This is a genomic window from Edaphovirga cremea (assembly GCF_003332275.1).
GTDB classification, from domain to species: Bacteria; Pseudomonadota; Gammaproteobacteria; order Enterobacterales; family Enterobacteriaceae; genus Edaphovirga; species Edaphovirga cremea.
This window is the reverse complement of sequence record NZ_QOVA01000001.1, coordinates 93,391-110,641: the sequence shown is the minus strand read 5'-3', so window position 1 is coordinate 110,641 and position 17,251 is coordinate 93,391. Positions and strand designations below refer to the sequence as shown.

Annotated in this window: 14 protein-coding genes; 4 read left to right on the top strand and 10 right to left on the bottom strand. The window is 49.3% G+C overall.

What is annotated here, in order from left to right; all coding sequences use genetic code 11:
- Positions 1–10: 10 nt before the first annotated feature.
- Positions 11–832: an HMP-PP phosphatase gene (gene cof, locus DRI82_RS00500; RefSeq protein ID WP_114191562.1), complete on the bottom strand. Its 822-nt coding sequence runs from the start codon at positions 830–832 to the stop codon at positions 11–13.
- A 104-nt stretch (positions 833–936) separates the two neighbouring features.
- Here cof and DRI82_RS00495 point away from each other — a divergent pair, with 104 nt between their 5' ends.
- Positions 937–2,637, top strand: coding sequence for an SgrR family transcriptional regulator (locus DRI82_RS00495; protein WP_114191561.1), 1,701 nt, complete (start codon positions 937–939; stop codon positions 2,635–2,637).
- 123 nt (positions 2,638–2,760) lie between these two features.
- Positions 2,761–3,459: a 7-cyano-7-deazaguanine synthase QueC gene (queC, locus tag DRI82_RS00490; protein ID WP_114191990.1), complete on the top strand. Its 699-nt coding sequence runs from the start codon at positions 2,761–2,763 to the stop codon at positions 3,457–3,459.
- Between the two features lie 97 nt (positions 3,460–3,556).
- Here the strand turns inward: queC and DRI82_RS00485 are convergent, their stop codons facing one another.
- The 9 genes from DRI82_RS00485 to bolA form a co-directional block, all read right to left on the bottom strand.
- A complete protein-coding gene (locus DRI82_RS00485) occupies positions 3,557–3,970 on the bottom strand; it encodes an acyl-CoA thioesterase (RefSeq protein WP_114191560.1) in 414 nt (137 codons plus the stop codon).
- 204 nt (positions 3,971–4,174) lie between these two features.
- Positions 4,175–4,555, bottom strand: coding sequence for a ComEA family DNA-binding protein (locus tag DRI82_RS00480; protein ID WP_114191559.1), 381 nt, complete (start codon positions 4,553–4,555; stop codon positions 4,175–4,177).
- Positions 4,556–4,693: 138 nt separating this feature from the next.
- Positions 4,694–6,574, bottom strand: a complete 1,881-nt coding sequence (ppiD, locus tag DRI82_RS00475; protein ID WP_114191558.1) for a peptidylprolyl isomerase — start codon at positions 6,572–6,574, stop codon at positions 4,694–4,696.
- Between the two features lie 292 nt (positions 6,575–6,866).
- Positions 6,867–7,139 (bottom strand): nucleoid-associated protein HU-beta, encoded by a 273-nt coding sequence (gene hupB, locus DRI82_RS00470; RefSeq protein WP_114191557.1) that lies wholly within the window; start codon positions 7,137–7,139, stop codon positions 6,867–6,869.
- A gap of 215 nt (positions 7,140–7,354) precedes the next feature.
- The gene (gene lon / locus DRI82_RS00465; RefSeq protein WP_114191556.1) at positions 7,355–9,709 is read right to left on the bottom strand and encodes an endopeptidase La; all 2,355 of its coding nucleotides are present in this window, start codon (positions 9,707–9,709) and stop codon (positions 7,355–7,357) included.
- A gap of 192 nt (positions 9,710–9,901) precedes the next feature.
- On the bottom strand, positions 9,902–11,176 hold the full coding sequence (gene clpX, locus DRI82_RS00460) for an ATP-dependent protease ATP-binding subunit ClpX (protein ID WP_114191555.1): 1,275 nt from the start codon (positions 11,174–11,176) through the stop codon (positions 9,902–9,904).
- Positions 11,177–11,323: 147 nt separating this feature from the next.
- Positions 11,324–11,947 (bottom strand): ATP-dependent Clp endopeptidase proteolytic subunit ClpP, encoded by a 624-nt coding sequence (gene clpP, locus DRI82_RS00455; RefSeq protein ID WP_114191554.1) that lies wholly within the window; start codon positions 11,945–11,947, stop codon positions 11,324–11,326.
- A 494-nt stretch (positions 11,948–12,441) separates the two neighbouring features.
- Complete coding sequence (tig, locus tag DRI82_RS00445) at positions 12,442–13,746, bottom strand: trigger factor (RefSeq protein ID WP_114191552.1); 1,305 nt, start codon at positions 13,744–13,746, stop codon at positions 12,442–12,444.
- Positions 13,747–14,185: 439 nt separating this feature from the next.
- Positions 14,186–14,500, bottom strand: coding sequence for a transcriptional regulator BolA (gene bolA, locus DRI82_RS00440; RefSeq protein WP_114191551.1), 315 nt, complete (start codon positions 14,498–14,500; stop codon positions 14,186–14,188).
- 311 nt (positions 14,501–14,811) lie between these two features.
- On the opposite strand from bolA, the gene DRI82_RS00435 reads away from it, so the two are divergent.
- Positions 14,812–15,390, top strand: coding sequence for a lipoprotein (locus tag DRI82_RS00435; protein WP_114191550.1), 579 nt, complete (start codon positions 14,812–14,814; stop codon positions 15,388–15,390).
- Between the two features lie 151 nt (positions 15,391–15,541).
- Positions 15,542–17,020 (top strand): muropeptide MFS transporter AmpG, encoded by a 1,479-nt coding sequence (ampG, locus tag DRI82_RS00430; protein ID WP_114191549.1) that lies wholly within the window; start codon positions 15,542–15,544, stop codon positions 17,018–17,020.
- The last annotated feature ends 231 nt before the right edge of the window (positions 17,021–17,251 follow it).

Below are 17,251 nucleotides of genomic sequence, written 5' to 3'. Positions count from 1 at the left end.
CAAGAAGACCTCAGTATTCGGGGGAATAACTGAGGTGAGGTGAATGCAGCCAATGTTGTAAATAGTGGGCTACGGCCTGCTTACTGCAAGGGCCGATAACCGGAAGATGTGGCAGTTGATTTTTCAATTCCGACAGTGCATTCCCCATAACCAAACCCTGTCCCACGCTCTCCAACATCTCTTTGTCATTCATTGCATCACCAAATGCCATGCACTGCGCCAATGTCACGCCGAGGTGTTCGCTTAAAATCGCCAGCGCAGAACCTTTGTTACACCCCAGCGGCAGAACCTCCAAGCAATCCGCCGCAGAAAAACAGAAATCCACCTGACCGGTAAATTGCTCTTCCAACTGGATTTTCAACCGCAACAGATCGTCATAAGCGCCACAGAAGCAGACTTTGTTATTACCGAAGGCAGGTAAGGTTCGAAGGTCGGTCAGTTGGTAATGAAAACCGCTGAACTTATGGGCAAGTAACATACGAGGTTGATCATACGCAGTAAACCATCCCTCTTCCCGGAACGCATGCATGCTGGCGTGAGTATCCCAATGGCTGTGCAGAACGTGGTAAGCAACATCGGGTGGCAAATCGACACCCTGCAATTTATTACCTTCCATATCATGAATTTGCGTACCATTCCCGGTAATCAAATGCCCTTGCAAACCAGCTCGGGCCAGAACGCTTTTCATTTCAATATAATGACGACCCGTCGCGAATGTCAGTATCACACCATGATTATTGAGCTGAAACAGTGTCTCCAAAGACAGTTGTCCTATCTGGTGGTCAGGCATCAATAATGTGCCATCCATATCGAATGCGGCTAAACGAACCATCAGAACCCCTTGGAATGTGATCTTCACAGCAGAGATGTCAGTATGGCGTGGTATTTACGGAACTAATAGTGAACACTTTATAAAAACAGTGCCGGGTTTAGCTCATGCGTATTTTGAATCGATTAAAACAATATCAGCGCTTGTATCAATCGACAGGTGCCCATGAAGTGACGCTTACCGTCGCGGAGCTGGCGAAAATATTTATCTGTAGTGAACGGCATGCCCGCACGCTGGTGCAACAACTACAGCTTGAGGGGTGGGTGCGCTGGCAATCCCAACCCGGCCGTTCCAAACGAGCAGTGCTTGAGTGCCTCATTACTCCAGAAGAGTTGCGCAAAAACTTTTTACAACAATTGCTTAAGTCAGGCGACCATTCGGCAGCGCTGGAGTTGACCCAACTTGATTCTGCGCACCTGCAAACACTGCTTTCCCCCCACATGGGCGGGCAATGGCACGCTGACAGCCCAACGTTGCGAATCCCCTATTATCGTCCGCTTGAAACCCTTAATCCCCAGACCATTACCGGCAGGGCCGAACAACACTTGGTTCATTCGCTTTTTGCCGGTCTGACCCGTTTTGTGACCGGTTCGCCCGAACCGCAACCCGATATGGCGCACCACTGGCAGTTGTCGAATGAAGGAAGAACCTGGTGTTTCTTCTTGCGCAGCCAATTGCATTGGCACAATGGTGAAGACCTTACGGCACAGCAATTATTGCTAACGCTGCAACAACTCAGGGACGCGCCCAGAACAGAAGCCTGTTTACGTAACATCGCGCAGATCACCCTGCCCCACGCCCTATGCCTGCAATTTGATTTGCATGAGCCTGACTACTGGCTGGCACATCGTCTGGCTGATTTTACTTGCCTGATGGCCCATCCAGACAATGCCACCCTCGGTAGCGGCCCTTTTCGCTTGATGACGTTCAATGAGAGACTGATCCGGCTTGAACAGCATAGCTATTACCACTTGCAGCATCCTTATCTGGCAGCGATTGAATATTGGATAACCCCGCAGATTTTTAACCAGTCGGTTGGCGTGAGTTGCCAACATCCGGTGAGAATCACGCTGGGAGGAAAAGAGGAGCTGCCACTCGCACAACCTGTCAGCCGCAGTACCAGCCTGGGATTCTGTTATCTGGCCATCAATTTGCGCCGTAAGACGTTGAATCAGCAACAGGCGCAGAAAGTGATCATGCTGATCCAGCGATCCCGTCTACTGGATAATTTGCCAATTGACACCAACCTCATTACGCCCAGCCGAGATATGTTGCCTGGCTGGCAAATACCAGAACAGCAGGTTGACGACATCTCCTTGCCGAAAAAACTCACATTGCTTTACCATCCCCCGCTGGAACTGGAAGCGGTCACGCAAGCACTGCAACAACTTCTCGCCGCAGAAGGCTGCCAGTTAGAGATCATTTATCATCCCGGCAAACTCTGGATGGGGGCAGAACAGGTCGATACGGTAGATTTATTGCTGGGTGATAGGTTAATCGGTGAAGCGCCAGAAGCCACACTGGAAAATTGGTTGAGGCAAGATCCTTTATGGCAGGGCATTCTGCCGCCTGGCGCGTGGGAGCATCTGCAATCCACCCTGCTCGACATACAGCAAATTGAAGATGCTTTACTGCGCTCGGCCAGCCTGCAGCACTATTTTGAAGGGTTGATGCAAAATGGTCTGATAACGCCACTGTTTAATTATCAATATCAGGTCAGCGCGCCACCAAGGGTTAACGGTGTTCAACTCACTGCGTGGGGCTGGTTTGATTTTTCGCAGGCATGGATCCCGCCACCTCTTGAGTAAATACCTTATTGTGCGGCTTGCCTTCAAGACTACCCAACAGCAGCGAAGAAAAGTACCATGTCTGCATTCATTCTCCTGTCCGCTTGTAAGCAGGTGGGAGCCGAGTCGGATAAAGGTAAGCAGATGAAAAAAGCAGTTGTCGTATTCAGCGGTGGGCAAGATTCAACAACGTGCCTGATCCAGGCGCTTCATCAATATGATGAAGCGCATTGCATTACGTTTGATTATGGCCAGCGTCATCGGGCAGAAATTGACGTCGCGAAAAAGCTGTCGGCTGAGTTAGGTGCCAGAGCCCATAAAGTGTTGGATGTCGGCCTGCTTAACGAGCTTGCCATCAGCAGCCTCACTCGCGACAACATTCCGGTGCCTGATTACGAAAGCGAGTCCTCCAGTCAACTTCCAAGCACGTTTGTCCCTGGCCGTAATATCCTTTTTCTGACGCTGGCTGCGATCTATGCCTATCAGATTGACGCTGAAGCGGTCATTACTGGCGTATGTGAAACCGATTTTTCCGGCTATCCCGATTGTCGGGATGAATTTGTCAAAGCCCTGAACCATGCCATTTCGCTTGGTATCGCCCGGGACATTCGCTTCGAGACACCATTAATGTGGCTGAATAAAGCCGAAACCTGGGCCTTGGCCGATTATTATCAGCAGCTTGATAAAGTACGCCACGACACCCTGACTTGCTACAACGGTATTCAAGGCGATGGATGCGGTACCTGTGCCGCCTGTCACCTTCGCGCCAAGGGCCTGCAACAATACCAACAAAATCAGCAACAGGTGATGCTTAGCCTAAAGCATAAAACGGGTTTACGATAATTAGCAGCCCGTCCTGTTTTTAGCAGGACGGGGAAGAACAGGACAGAATGTGGAATGATTTATCTCGTCGACGGTAGTTAGTCTCCAAAGAAAGATATCAGGAAGCCTCATCCTGACGTTTCAGTTCCTGTAGTTTTTCCAGCAACTCTCCTTCTAGTGGTAATGCTCTTTGTGTTTTCAGATCGATGCAAACAAAGGTCAGTGCCGCATCTACCACGGGCGCATCATCAGAAATACGGGTTATCACCTGATTAATGACACCACTTTTACCATTCAGCCGATCCAGTGTGCTGTCTATACGCAACATATCGCCCAACACAGCAGGCTTGCGATAGTTGATATTGATATTCACTGCGATGAAGGCGATGTTATTTTCATGCATCCAGCGAAAACCATTCAACTGCGCCAACCACTCCCAACGCGCTTCCTCAAGGAATTCGAGATAACGCGCATTATTAACATGTTGATAAACATCGATATGAAAACCACGAACTTTAATTAAGGTATGCATAGGTGAATGACTGCTCCGTCTATCCCCTTCGTACTTGAAGTTGCAGGGCATTACGCGTTATTCGCTTGCTGTTACCTGCATCTCTAAATATTTCGGGACTAATAAAAGAAAAGTGCGTTCTTTGACGCACTGGTCGGACTTCTCATGTTAGCGTAGCAGAGCATCGCGACTACAGAAATCCAGAAACTGTAGCCGCGATCCGGATCACAATTTCAGGCGTGACATGTTTCTTTCAATCAAGGAAGGACCGATTCCGGGTACCTCCTGCAATTGTTCAATGTCGGTAAAAGGACCAAACTCTTCGCGATAGGTGACAATGGCCTCCGCTTTTTTCAGTCCAACCCCACTCAGTCCCTGTGCAAACTCCTCCGCCGTTGCCGTATTGATATTCACGGGCTTTTCCACCGTTTGACTTTGCTCTGTTGCTTGCGCACTTTGCGGTGTCTTTTCCACTTTTTTATTTGAGTCACTGAGCGAAACAGGTGCTTTGGTATCGGCATTGGGTGCCGCCTGCAACATCACGGGTAAGCTGCAAAGTCCAAGTGCCAATGCGAGTGAAAGTGACCTAATTCCTAATTTTTTCATGCTGTTTCCTCCCTTTGTTTGACAGCATGGCTACAGTGCCGTAATGCGGGGAAAGCAACAATTGAGGGATTCAAAATGTGGAAAAGGCCGCGAAAGCGACCTTTTGTTTTTGCAACGAGTTACATTTTGCTGCGAGGATTACTGCGTTTGTGCACCCGTACCCAACGTGATCTTCGCTTCTTTGTGCAAGTTGGCCAACAGGGAATCATAAGTGATATTCGCTGCACCTTCCTGAATCTGCTGAGAGAAATTCTGGATTTCAGTCTCAGGCAATTTACCTGCATTTACCGCTGTCAGTTCGATTAAGACCACATTCCCTTTGGCGTCCTCAGACACGGCGAAGGTTGGTTGATCTTTCTTCGGTTGTGGCATCGCGTATACGCTCTGCTCAAAAGCACCGGGTTGCTGTGAACGCTGCACCTTCTGCTTTTCACCAAAAGCCAATCCCGCTGCTTTCAGTGCCTCTTCGCCTTTACCCTGCTTGAGGTCTGCCAGCAGTTTCTCTGCGTCAACGCGTGCCTGTTGTTCAGCTTTCTGACGTTTTACCAGTACGGTGACTTGATCGCGTACTTCATCAAAAGGTTTGACCGCTTCAGGTTTATGACCTTCGACACGAACAACAAAAGCGCGATCGCCATCAACGGTAATCACATCCGAGTTGCTTCCAGGAGTACCATTCGCACCAATCAGTGAGCCGTCAAAAATATTCTGTACAACCGGCTTGAAGTTGATTGCTTCAGGAATTGAGTTCTGGTTGAACCAATCCGTGTGCACCACTTTCAGGGCAGATGCTTCTTCCGCAGACGCCAGGGATTCATTATCACTGGTAGCGGCTTCGCTGACTTTCTGCTGCAGTGCATAATAGGCATCAAGGGCTTTCTCTTGCTTGAGCTTGGCCAGAACGCTGTCACGCACTTCGGTCAGAGGTTTCACCTGCTCTGGCTGAATGTCGTTAAGGCGCACAACCAGATAGCCAGAAGATGATTTAATGACATCCGAAATCTGTCCTTTCTCAGTCAGATTTGCCTCTTTGAATTCAGGCAGCGTGGTGTCCGGCTCCATCCAATCCAATTCACCGCCGCGCTGGCCCGTGAACGTATCAGTAGATTTGGTTTTCGCCAGTTCAGCGAAATCAGCGCCTTTCGTCAGCTCGGCAATAACCGCTTTTGCATCAGCTTCCGTCTTCAGCACAATCACCGCGAATTTCTTGCGTTCAGGTTGCCCAAAGCTACTTTTGTGCTGGTCGTAGTAAGCTGCAATTTCATCATCGCTGACGCTAACCTTGTCCTGCATTGCTGCTGCATCCATCGCGATGTAACTGACTTTGACCTGCTCAGGGGCGATGAAGTTGTTTTTGTTCTGATCGTAGTAGGCTTTCAGCTCATCATCAGTGACCTGCTGTTTGGCAGCCAGCGCGTCGGTATCGAAAGTCGCCAGACGGATATCACGCTCTTGCAGCACCAAATCAGCGATATTCTGCACTTCAGCAGGCAAGACAAAATCACTGCCTGCAAATGCCTGATTGAGCTGCTGACTAATCATCTGACGACGCAGCAACTGCGCATAGGCATCTGGCGTATAACCATTCGCCCGGACTGAGTTCAGGTATTTCTCGTTATCAAACTGATTATTGGTCTGGAAAGCAAGCGTCTTGAAGATAGCCTGTTTGACTTGCTCGTCGCTGATAGAGATGCCCAGCTTTCTGGCATATTGATCCAGTAAAGCGACGTCAATCAACTGATTCAACACTTGCTGACGCATTTGCTGCATGTAACCTTCGCTGCCAGCCAGTGCAGAAAAATTCTCGCCCATCTGCTGCTGTAAACGGGCGCGCTCGTTTTGCACCGCCTGTTCCAACTGGGCACGACCAATTTCCTGACCATTGACTTTAGCTGCATAGTCGTTTGAACCACCGACCAGGTAGTTACCCACCCCAGTCAATATGAATGACAAGATGATGATAGCCAGGATGACTTTGAGCGCGACATGACTGGAGGCCGCGCGTAAATTGTCCATCATAGTGTGACAACACTCCGCTGTAATGTGGATTAAAAACCCTGCGCAGACACGTGAGTGCCCAACATTCCCTGCGGTAATCCGCAGGTTGCAGCGAGATATCGCTGCATGCAAATACTGCCCGCGTTACCGACAAGCCCGCCAGAATAACGCATGTGCCGCATAACGCTCATGGCGCATGAAATAAAAAAAGCGCATCACTTCGATGCGCCTTGTATCTTACCTTACCAACTCAGTGACGTCAGGTGATTGTTTAGCATAAACATGCCTGACGTTGGACACAGTCATCGGGTAATCAGTTTACGGAATCTTTAAGAGCTTTACCTGGGCGGAAACCCGGCACTTTTGCTGCTGGAATATCGATTTCTTTGCCTGTCTGCGGATTACGGCCAGTGCGGGCAGAACGTTCGCGCACTGCAAAAGTACCGAAACCAACCAGAGCGACCTGATCCCCTTCCTTCAGAGACTCTGTAACAGAAGCAATGATTGCATCTAAAGCACGTCCAGCTGCTGCTTTGGAAATATCAGCACCTGCGGCAATTTTGTCGATCAGTTGTGACTTATTCACTCTTCTTCCCCTCTAGAATTCTATTGTCGCGCTCCAACAATCCTTACCCACGCGACCGCGCAGCTTTTATAGCAAGCCTGTCATTTCGATGCAAGTCACCAGACGGCGACAAAGCGTTGTTAGACAGGGATCTAACTTAGCGGCACAAAAAAAGGCTGGCAAGTAAGATTTAGCCTGCCAGCCCTGCTTTTATCCATTGTTTTTGCTGTACGTCACTATTTTACCGCGACAGGCTGTGCGCCGAACGCCGGATTTTGTAATGCAAGGTTCAAAACTTCATCGATCCGCTTCACCGGATGGATATCCAAATCGGCAATAATGTTCGCCGGGATCTCTTCCAGATCGCGTTTATTCTCGTCCGGAATCAGTACGGTTTTGATGCCGCCGCGGTGAGCTGCCAGCAACTTCTCTTTCAGCCCGCCAATTGGCAGAACATGACCACGCAGCGTAATTTCACCCGTCATTGCCACATCGGCACGCACCGGATTACCGGTCAGACAGGAAACCAACGCCGTACACATCGCGATACCCGCACTTGGACCATCTTTTGGCGTCGCGCCTTCAGGTACGTGAACGTGAATATCACGTTTTTCGTAAAAATCAGGGTTGATGCCCAGTTTATCCGCACGGGCACGCACAACGGTCAGTGCTGCCTGAATGGATTCCTGCATAACTTCGCCCAGCGAACCGGTATAGGTCAGTTTGCCTTTACCCGGCACACAAGCCGTTTCGATGGTCAGCAGATCGCCGCCCACTTCCGTCCACGCCAGCCCGGTAACCTGGCCAATACGGTTTTCTGTATCGGCACGACCATAGTCGACACGCTGTACGCCGAGGAAATCCTTCAGATTGTCGCCGTTTATCTCGATATGCTTGAGGGTTTTATCCATCAGCAACTGTTTAACCGCCTTACGGCACAGTTTGGAGATTTCACGTTCCAGACTACGCACACCGGCTTCGCGGGTGTAGTAGCGGATGATACCAACAATCGCACTCTCATTAACCGTTAACTCGCCTTTTTTCAGCGCGTTACGTTCGAGTTGTTTCGGCAGCAAATGTTGCATCGCAATGTTCAGTTTCTCATCTTCGGTATAACCGGAAAGACGAATCACTTCCATACGGTCCAACAGCGGTGCCGGGATATTCATCGAGTTTGACGTAGCAACAAACATGACATCGGACAGATCATAATCCACTTCCAGATAGTGATCGTTAAATGCCACGTTCTGTTCTGGATCAAGAACTTCGAGCAGTGCAGACGCCGGATCGCCTCGCATGTCAGACGACATCTTGTCGATCTCATCCAACAGGAAGAGTGGGTTTTTAACCCCAACTTTTGCCATTTTCTGGATCAACTTGCCTGGCATTGAACCGATGTAGGTACGGCGATGGCCGCGTATTTCGGCCTCATCACGTACGCCACCCAACGCCATACGCACATACTGACGTCCCGTTGCACGGGCAATGGACTGACCCAGCGAGGTTTTACCCACGCCCGGAGGCCCAACCAGACACAGGATCGGTCCCTTGATCTTGCTGACACGGCTCTGAACCGCCAGGTATTCAAGGATACGGTCTTTGACGCGCTCAAGACCATAATGGTCGGTATCGAGCACTTCCTGCGCTTTCAGCAGATCTTTTTTCACTTTGCTGCGGCTGTTCCACGGAACCTGAAGCATCCAGTCGATATAACCACGGACAACGGTCGCCTCGGCAGACATCGGCGACATCATCTTCAGCTTCTGCAACTCAGCTTCCGTTTTCTCACGCGCATCTTTCGGCATTTTTGCCGCTTCAATCTTTTGCTTCAGCGCCTCATGCTCGTCCGGGGCGTCATCCATTTCGCCCAGCTCTTTCTGAATGGCTTTCATTTGCTCATTCAGATAGTACTCACGCTGGCTCTTTTCCATCTGCTTTTTGACGCGATTGCGAATACGTTTCTCAACCTGCAACAGATCGATCTCCGATTCCATCATCGCCATCAGATATTCCAGGCGTTCGGTAATGTCGAACATTTCAAGTACTGACTGCTTGTCGCTTAATTTCAGCGGCATATGCGCAGCAACGGTGTCAGCCAGACGCGCAGCATCATCAATGCTGTTCAAAGAAGTCAGCACTTCCGGCGGAATTTTTTTGTTCAGTTTGATGTAACCTTCAAACTGATTAATCGCTGTACGTACTAAAACTTCCTGCTCACGCTCATCAATAGCTGGTGAGTCAAGATATTCCGCCTGGGCAGCAAAATGTTCACCACTGTCAGACAGGGTGGTTATACGCGCTCGTTGCAAGCCTTCTACCAGTACTTTTACTGTACCGTCTGGCAGCTTCAGCATTTGCAGGATCGATGCAACGGTCCCTACTGAAAAGAGATCGTTGACACCTGGTTCATCCGTTGAGGCCTCTTTCTGCGCCACCAGCATGATCTTTTTATCGTGATCCATTGCGGCTTCAAGGCACCGAATCGATTTCTCCCGACCAACAAATAACGGGATCACCATGTGCGGATAAACCACCACATCGCGCAGAGGCAATACGGGGATTTCTATGCGTTCAGAACGCTCAGGATTCATAGAGCTCTCTCTTAGTTTAGCTTCCGCCAGGTTAAGGAAATCTCGTGAAACTCCACTTTTCAGGGTTTCAGCAAGTAGGTTATTGAGTATATGGGGATGAATATCTTACATTCAACGATAAGAATGCGAGGAAAAACAAATGGGGGAAAAAATCCCCCATTTGGCTGCTAACTCTCTGGAAAAAATGGTTAATTATTCGCCAGAAGCTTGCTGCGCTTCATGCTTACCATAAATCAGCAACGGCTCGGATTGCCCGGCGATGACCGACTCATCAATAACCACTTTTTCTACGCTCTCCAATGAAGGCAGATCGTACATGGTATCAAGTAACGCACCTTCAACGATGGAACGCAGACCACGAGCCCCCGTCTTGCGCGCCATGGCTTTCTTGGCGATGGCATTCAACGCCTCTTCGCGGAATTCAAGTTCCACACCTTCAAGATTGAACAACGCCTGGTACTGTTTGGTCAGGGCATTCTTCGGCTCTTTCAGGATCTGAATCAGCGCATCTTCACTCAGTTCACTCAGCGTCGCCACTACCGGCAAACGGCCAATGAATTCTGGGATCAGACCAAATTTAATCAAATCTTCAGGTTCTGCCTGAGCCAGCAACTGACCTTCGGTCGCTTTCTCTGCTTTGCCTTTAACCGTTGCACCAAAGCCGATGCCGGTACCTGTATTGATACGCTGGCCGATCACTTTATCCAAACCGGCAAATGCACCGCCGCAGATAAACAGGATCTTGGAGGTATCCACCTGCAGAAACTCCTGCTGAGGATGTTTACGCCCCCCCTGCGGAGGAACAGCGGCAACCGTACCTTCAATCAGTTTCAGCAATGCCTGTTGCACACCTTCACCTGAAACGTCACGGGTGATGGAGGGGTTGTCAGACTTACGCGAAATTTTGTCAATTTCATCGATATACACAATACCGCGCTGGGCCTTCTGTACATCGTAATCGCATTTCTGCAACAGCTTCTGAATGATATTCTCAACGTCTTCACCCACATAACCGGCTTCGGTCAAGGTGGTGGCATCTGCCATCGTGAAAGGTACATCCAGAAAACGCGCCAGCGTTTCTGCCAACAGCGTTTTACCGCTACCGGTCGGACCAATCAGCAGAATGTTACTCTTGCCCAGTTCGATACCATTGCTGCTATCACCACTGCGCAGACGTTTGTAATGGTTATATACCGCCACAGCCAATACTTTCTTGGCCTGCTCCTGACCAATGACATAGTCATCCAGGTGCTGGCGGATATCATGTGGCGTTGGCAAAGCACTACGCTCGCGGTGCGGAGCCACCTCTTTAATCTCTTCGCGAATAATGTCATTGCACAAATCAACACATTCATCGCAGATATACACTGACGGCCCGGCAATCAGCTTACGCACTTCATGCTGGCTTTTGCCGCAAAAAGAGCAGTACAGCAGCTTTCCTGAACCGTCTTTGCGCTTATCTGTCATCAGTAAACCTCTTCATTAATATCTGTCCCGCTGCCATACCGCAGCAGCACGACCAGTGACTTGTTAACCGTTCTGATCGCCGAAAGTTAACGCCCTCTACATCAGGGAGCCTGTAAATTATAGCCTATCGGCACCAGACATGAGCCATCAGGGACGGTGGCTCATCACGGAGTCTACCAAGCCATACTCTACAGATTGTTCTGCAGACAAGAAACGGTCGCGCTCAGTGTCGCGCTCTATTACTTCAAGAGGTTGACCCGTATGTTTCGCCATCAGCTCATTCATGCGGGCTTTAACTTTCAGAATCTCTCTGGCATGGATTTCAATATCCGTCGCCTGACCCTGGAAGCCACCCAATGGCTGGTGAATCATTACGCGTGAATTCGGCAGGCAGAAACGCTTGCCTTTAGCCCCGGCAGCCAACAGGAATGACCCCATTGAACACGCCTGTCCCAGACAGATGGTACTGACGTCTGGTTTGATAAACTGCATTGTGTCATAAATTGACATACCCGCAGTAATCACCCCACCCGGGGAATTGATGTAGAGAAAAATATCTTTTTCCGGGTTTTCTGCTTCAAGAAACAGCATTTGCGCCACAATCAGGTTAGCCATATGGTCTTCAACCTGACCGGTCAAAAAGATTATACGTTCCTTCAACAGGCGTGAATAGATATCGTATGAGCGCTCACCACGGGAAGTCTGCTCTACGACCATGGGTACAAGAGCCATGTTAGGTGCAAATTGTTCTGTTTCGCCACTGTATGACATTACCGTCTCCTAGATATAATTCACTTCGGCGCCATTTTTAACCGATTCTACTTGAGATAGCCAATGATGACCATGCTCAAACGCCAGCTCGCCCCACTCATTCAGACGGTCATTATCAATCAGTCGTGTGCTGCCATAACTCAACAGCCTTACTATCTTCAACAGTTGGGGGACAACCAGGTCATTTTCAAGTTGAGTAGGAAAATTCTTTTACACGCCAACTGCGCTACCCTACGCCTTCCCTATCGTGATAACTCACAAGGCTTCGCCCTCTGGCGTTGAGAAATCCTCCAGATTTTGTCGAGCTGCACCCGTAGCTTCCCAACGAGTTAAGACTCTATATCAAGCTCTTAAATGTTTTATCAGTACTTTAAATATAGTGCAAATAACACATGAAGCGCAGGAATGTCCTTTTGCCATAAATGAAAAAGCCCGCAGCATATTGCCACGGGCTCTGTCATCTGAGCATGAAAAGCTCAATAGCGTTCAGCACATTACGCAGCAGGGGCCTGATTCATCAGGTCACTGAAGGTGGTGGCTTTTTCAGTTACTTTGGCGTCGGTCAGCAATGCTTCGACTGCTTGCTCTTCCAGTGCAACGTTACGCATATTGTTCATCAGCTCTTTGTTTTTGCTGTAGAACTCAACAACTTCCTGCGGATCTTCATACGCAGAAGCCATTTCTTCGATCAGGGCTTTCACGCGATCTTCATCAGCTTGCAGTTCTTTTTTGCTGATCACTTCGCCCAGCAGCAGGCCAACAACCACACGGCGTTTAGCTTGCTCTTCGAACAGTTCTTTAGGCAGTTCCAGCGCTTGTTTCTCGTTGCCACCAAAACGCTGCGCAGCCTGGCGACGCAGAACGTCAACCTCGCCATCAACCAGTGCAGACGGGACATCGATTTCATTCGCTTTCACCAGACCATCGATAACCTGGGTCTTGATGCGGTTACGGACTGCGCCTTTCAGCTCGCGTTCCATATTTTTACGCACTTCAGCACGCAGACCTTCAACAGAACCATCAGCCACGCCGAAACGCTTGATGAATTCTTCAGTCAGTTCTGGCAGTTCACGCTGTTCTACTTTCTTCAGAACGATAGCGAACTGGGCAGCTTTCCCTTTCAGGTTTTCTGCATGGTAATCTTCAGGGAAGTTAACGTTGATGGTAAATTCTTCGCCCGCTTTATGGCCAAGGATACCTTCTTCGAAACCTGGGATCATACGACCCTGACCCATGGCCAGAACGAAATCAGAAGCTTTGCCGCCGTCAAATTCTTCGCCATCGATAGAGCCATTGAAATCAACGGTAACGCGGTCTTCAGCTTGCGCTGCAGCGTCAGTCTCTTTCCAGTCAGCCTGCTGCTTGCGCAGGGTTTCCAGCATGGTGTCGACGTCCGCGTCGTTGACTTCAACAACCGGTTTTTCGACTTCGATGCTTTCCAGGTCTTTAAGCTCGACTTCTGGGTACACTTCAAATTCAACGGAGAAAGTGAAGTCTTCGCCCATTTTGTACTCGCCCGGAACATAGTTAGGGGCGCCAGCCGGGTTAATTTTTTCTTTGATGATGGCATCAACAAAGTTACGCTGCATCAAATCGCCCAGGATGTCCTGACGAACGGATGCGCCGTAGCGCTGCTCAACGATGTGCTTAGGCACTTTTCCTTTACGGAAGCCGTCGATACGAACTTTTTTAGCCACGTTGACCAGTTCGCTGTTTACTGCTTTTTCAATGCTGTCAGCAGCAACAGTAATCGTTACACGGCGCCCAAGGCCTTGAGTGGTTTCAACAGAAACTTGCATCTTGTTACCTCAAAAAAATCACAGTGCTCGGTCAACTCCAGAAGCCGTTCTCAAAATGAGAGCCTGTATAAAAGACTGCTTACTTTGAAAACGGCTTCAAAGAACCGGGACGGCCGCTTAAACCAGAACCTATCCCTGTATTCAGAAGCGTCCCGAAACCATTCCGGAAAAATAAGACGCGACATTATAGCGGTGCATGCGTGATGAGTCGAGGAGGCAAGCTAATACTGGCGCGGTAAAACTCACACTTTCCTCGATTCAGGGCATAATTACCGACTTTGCATCGGTAAAGCGACCTGTCGCGCAATAAAAAAACAGAAACGGCCCGCAGGCCGTTTACAAAATACGTCTCTAGTAATACCCCATTTACGACTAAAAGTTCCACCGATACTCTGTGTGGTCTTTTCATCCAGCGCAATTAGCTGGCGTTCCGGGGCAGTCAGGCCATCGTTCCGGCACCGCGACACGGCGGTGACGCGGGGACAGTGTCTTGCAGACCCGCCCACTCTTTCTGCGTATAGGTATGCAATGCCAGCGCATGTACGCCATCCGCCAGCTCTGCGGACAAAACGCCATAAATGGAGCGATGACGCTCCAGAAAACGTTGGCCAGAGAAGCAATCGGATACCATCACCACTTTAAAGTGACTCTCCGAGCCTGCTGGAACGTTATGGCGATAACTTTCATCCACCACTTCCAGGTGCACAGGTTCAAACGCTGCCCTTAACTTTTCTTCTATTTGCTCGCGAATCATAGAGATCTCCTCATTACACCAGCAGAGAGCTGCGCCCCATGTCTTTAAATATTAGCTGCTTTTTGACGCGTTATCGCATTACCGATGTAAATTTATCATTGATAACGGTCATTAGAGCCGCTCTTTTAAGAATTAGCATCATTTAGTAAGGATTGTATGGGCATAAAATGACCGTATGCCGGGCCATCTGGTGAAAAAGGCATCGGCAAGGTGAATTTCTATGCGATCAGCTCTTCCCCCGGGCTATGGCAATGCTATGATGTTGAAAATTTTATTGTCAGCTATCCCACTATAATTATTGAGAAGTGACCATGTTAAAGAGACTCTTTTTTCCTATGTTGGCCGTGATGATGTTAGCCAGCTGTGCCACCAGCACCAACACCCTGAACGTCACCCCGAAGATCGTGCTGCCGCAGCAGGATCCTACGTTGATGGGCGTGACGGTCAGCATTAATGGCGCCGATCAGCGTAAAGATCAGGCACTGGCCAGAGTGAACCGTGACGGTCAGTTGATCACCCTGACCCCATCCCGCGACCTGCGTTTCTTGCTGCAGGAAGTGCTTGAGAAACAGATGGGTGCCCGTGGTTATATGATTGGTGCAGACGGCGCCATTGGCCTGCAAATCGTGGTAAACAATCTGTTTGCTGACGTTCAGGAAGGCAATCTGCGCTACAACATCACCACCAAGGCAGATATCTCGATTATTGCGACCGCCAAGAACGGTAACAAACAGGTCAAGAACTACCGTTCTACCTATAACGTTCAAGGTGCCTTCACCGCGACCAATGACAAGATCACCAACGCCGTCAACACCGTGCTGGGTGATGTCATTGCCGATATGGCGCAGGACACCAGCGTTAGCGACTTTATCAAGCAGAACGCCCGCTAAATCAGGTATTTTACCGCATCTGCCCAAGGAATATGGGCAGATGCCATTTTACGTCCTTGTTACGCATTCTTTATTCCCTCCTTTATTATCTGCCCGCATCCTTTATTATGCGTCTGCAACATTATGAATTCATGCCTGCGGGAAGCGCTTCATGTTCAATCAGTACCTTAAAATATTTTCTCAGCGAAATACTGCCGTTCTGCTTTTGCTGGGTTTTGCCTCAGGGCTGCCGCTGGCGCTGACATCCGGTACGCTGCAAGCGTGGATGACGGTTGAGAATGTTGATCTGAAAACCATTGGTATTTTTTCACTGGTAGGTCAGGCGTATGTTTTCAAGTTTCTGTGGTCACCGCTGATGGACCGCTATACCCCCCCTTTTCTTGGGCGGCGTCGCGGCTGGTTGATCGTGACGCAACTTCTGCTGATTGTCGCTATTGTGGCAATGGGCTTTATGCAACCCTCGCGGGATTTGTGGTGGCTGGCTGTGCTGGCTGTGGTGATCGCATTTTGCTCCGCGTCGCAAGATATTGTTTTTGATGCCTATAAAACCGATCTGCTTCCCGCCGAAGAGCGTGGCAGCGGTGCCGCCATTTCCGTTTTAGGTTACCGGTTGGCGATGTTGGTATCCGGTGGACTGGCGCTGTGGATAGCCGATCGCTATCTCGGCTGGCAAGCCACTTACTGGCTAATGGCTTTACTGATGCTCATTGGCGTGATCGCCACGTTTATGGCACCCGAACCCGATAATTCGCTACCAAGTCCACGTACGCTCGAACAAGCCGTGGTTGCGCCCTTGCGTGACTTTTTTGGCCGTAACAATGCCTGGATGATTCTCTGCCTGATCGTGCTGTACAAATTGGGAGATGCCTTCGCAGGTAGTCTGAGCACCACATTTTTGATCCGTGGTGTGGGTTTTGATACCGGAGAAGTCGGGTTGGTGAATAAAACCCTCGGGTTAATTTCCACAATCATTGGCGCCCTGTATGGCGGCATGCTGATGCAGCGACTATCCTTGTTCCGCGCCTTGATGTTATTTGGTATTTTACAGGCCGTCTCCAACGCCGGATATTGGCTACTGGCGATCACGGATAAAGATATCACGACCATGGCGGCAGCCATTTTCTTTGAAAATCTGTGTGGCGGCATGGGGACTACGGCGTTTGTGGCTTTGCTGATGACGCTCTGTAATAAATCATTTTCCGCGACCCAATTTGCATTGCTTTCAGCACTCTCTGCCGTGGGCCGGGTCTACGTTGGCCCTATCGCTGGCTGGTTTGTTGAAGCACATGGTTGGCCCCTGTTTTACCTGTTCTCGATTGTCGCGGCGCTTCCGGGATTACTGTTGTTGGCAGCGTGTAAGCAAACGCTTGAATATGCACAACATAATGACGATTTCAAACGCCGCACTGCTTACAACGGCGGCTATCGCTGGGCACTCAGGTTTTTTACCAGCGGTTGCCTGTGTTTATTCGTTTGGTTGGTGATTTTAATCTTCAATTCTCTCGGCTGGGCTGAACTTCATTTGCTCGCCGATCGCCTGCTGGAAATTGGCATTATCCTTGGCGTTTCCGGTGTAATTTCCGGGGCGGCCTTGGACTATATAGTTCAACGCCGAAGTAATTTGGCGTAATTTCTTCGCTAAAATTTAATTTTTAATTAACAGTTCGTTTCTTGCAGCTCTTTTTCGGACTCGAGACTTAAATTAAATTTTACGTTAAAATCACAAATTTTTTACATAAAAGAAACTTATCGACTCTACAACGTTTCCATAAGGTCAATTATTTAGAAGCACTATGTGTTGTTTTTGCTCCAAATATACAGAAATACAAGTTTTTTTCGTCGCAACATATTGTTGGCATTA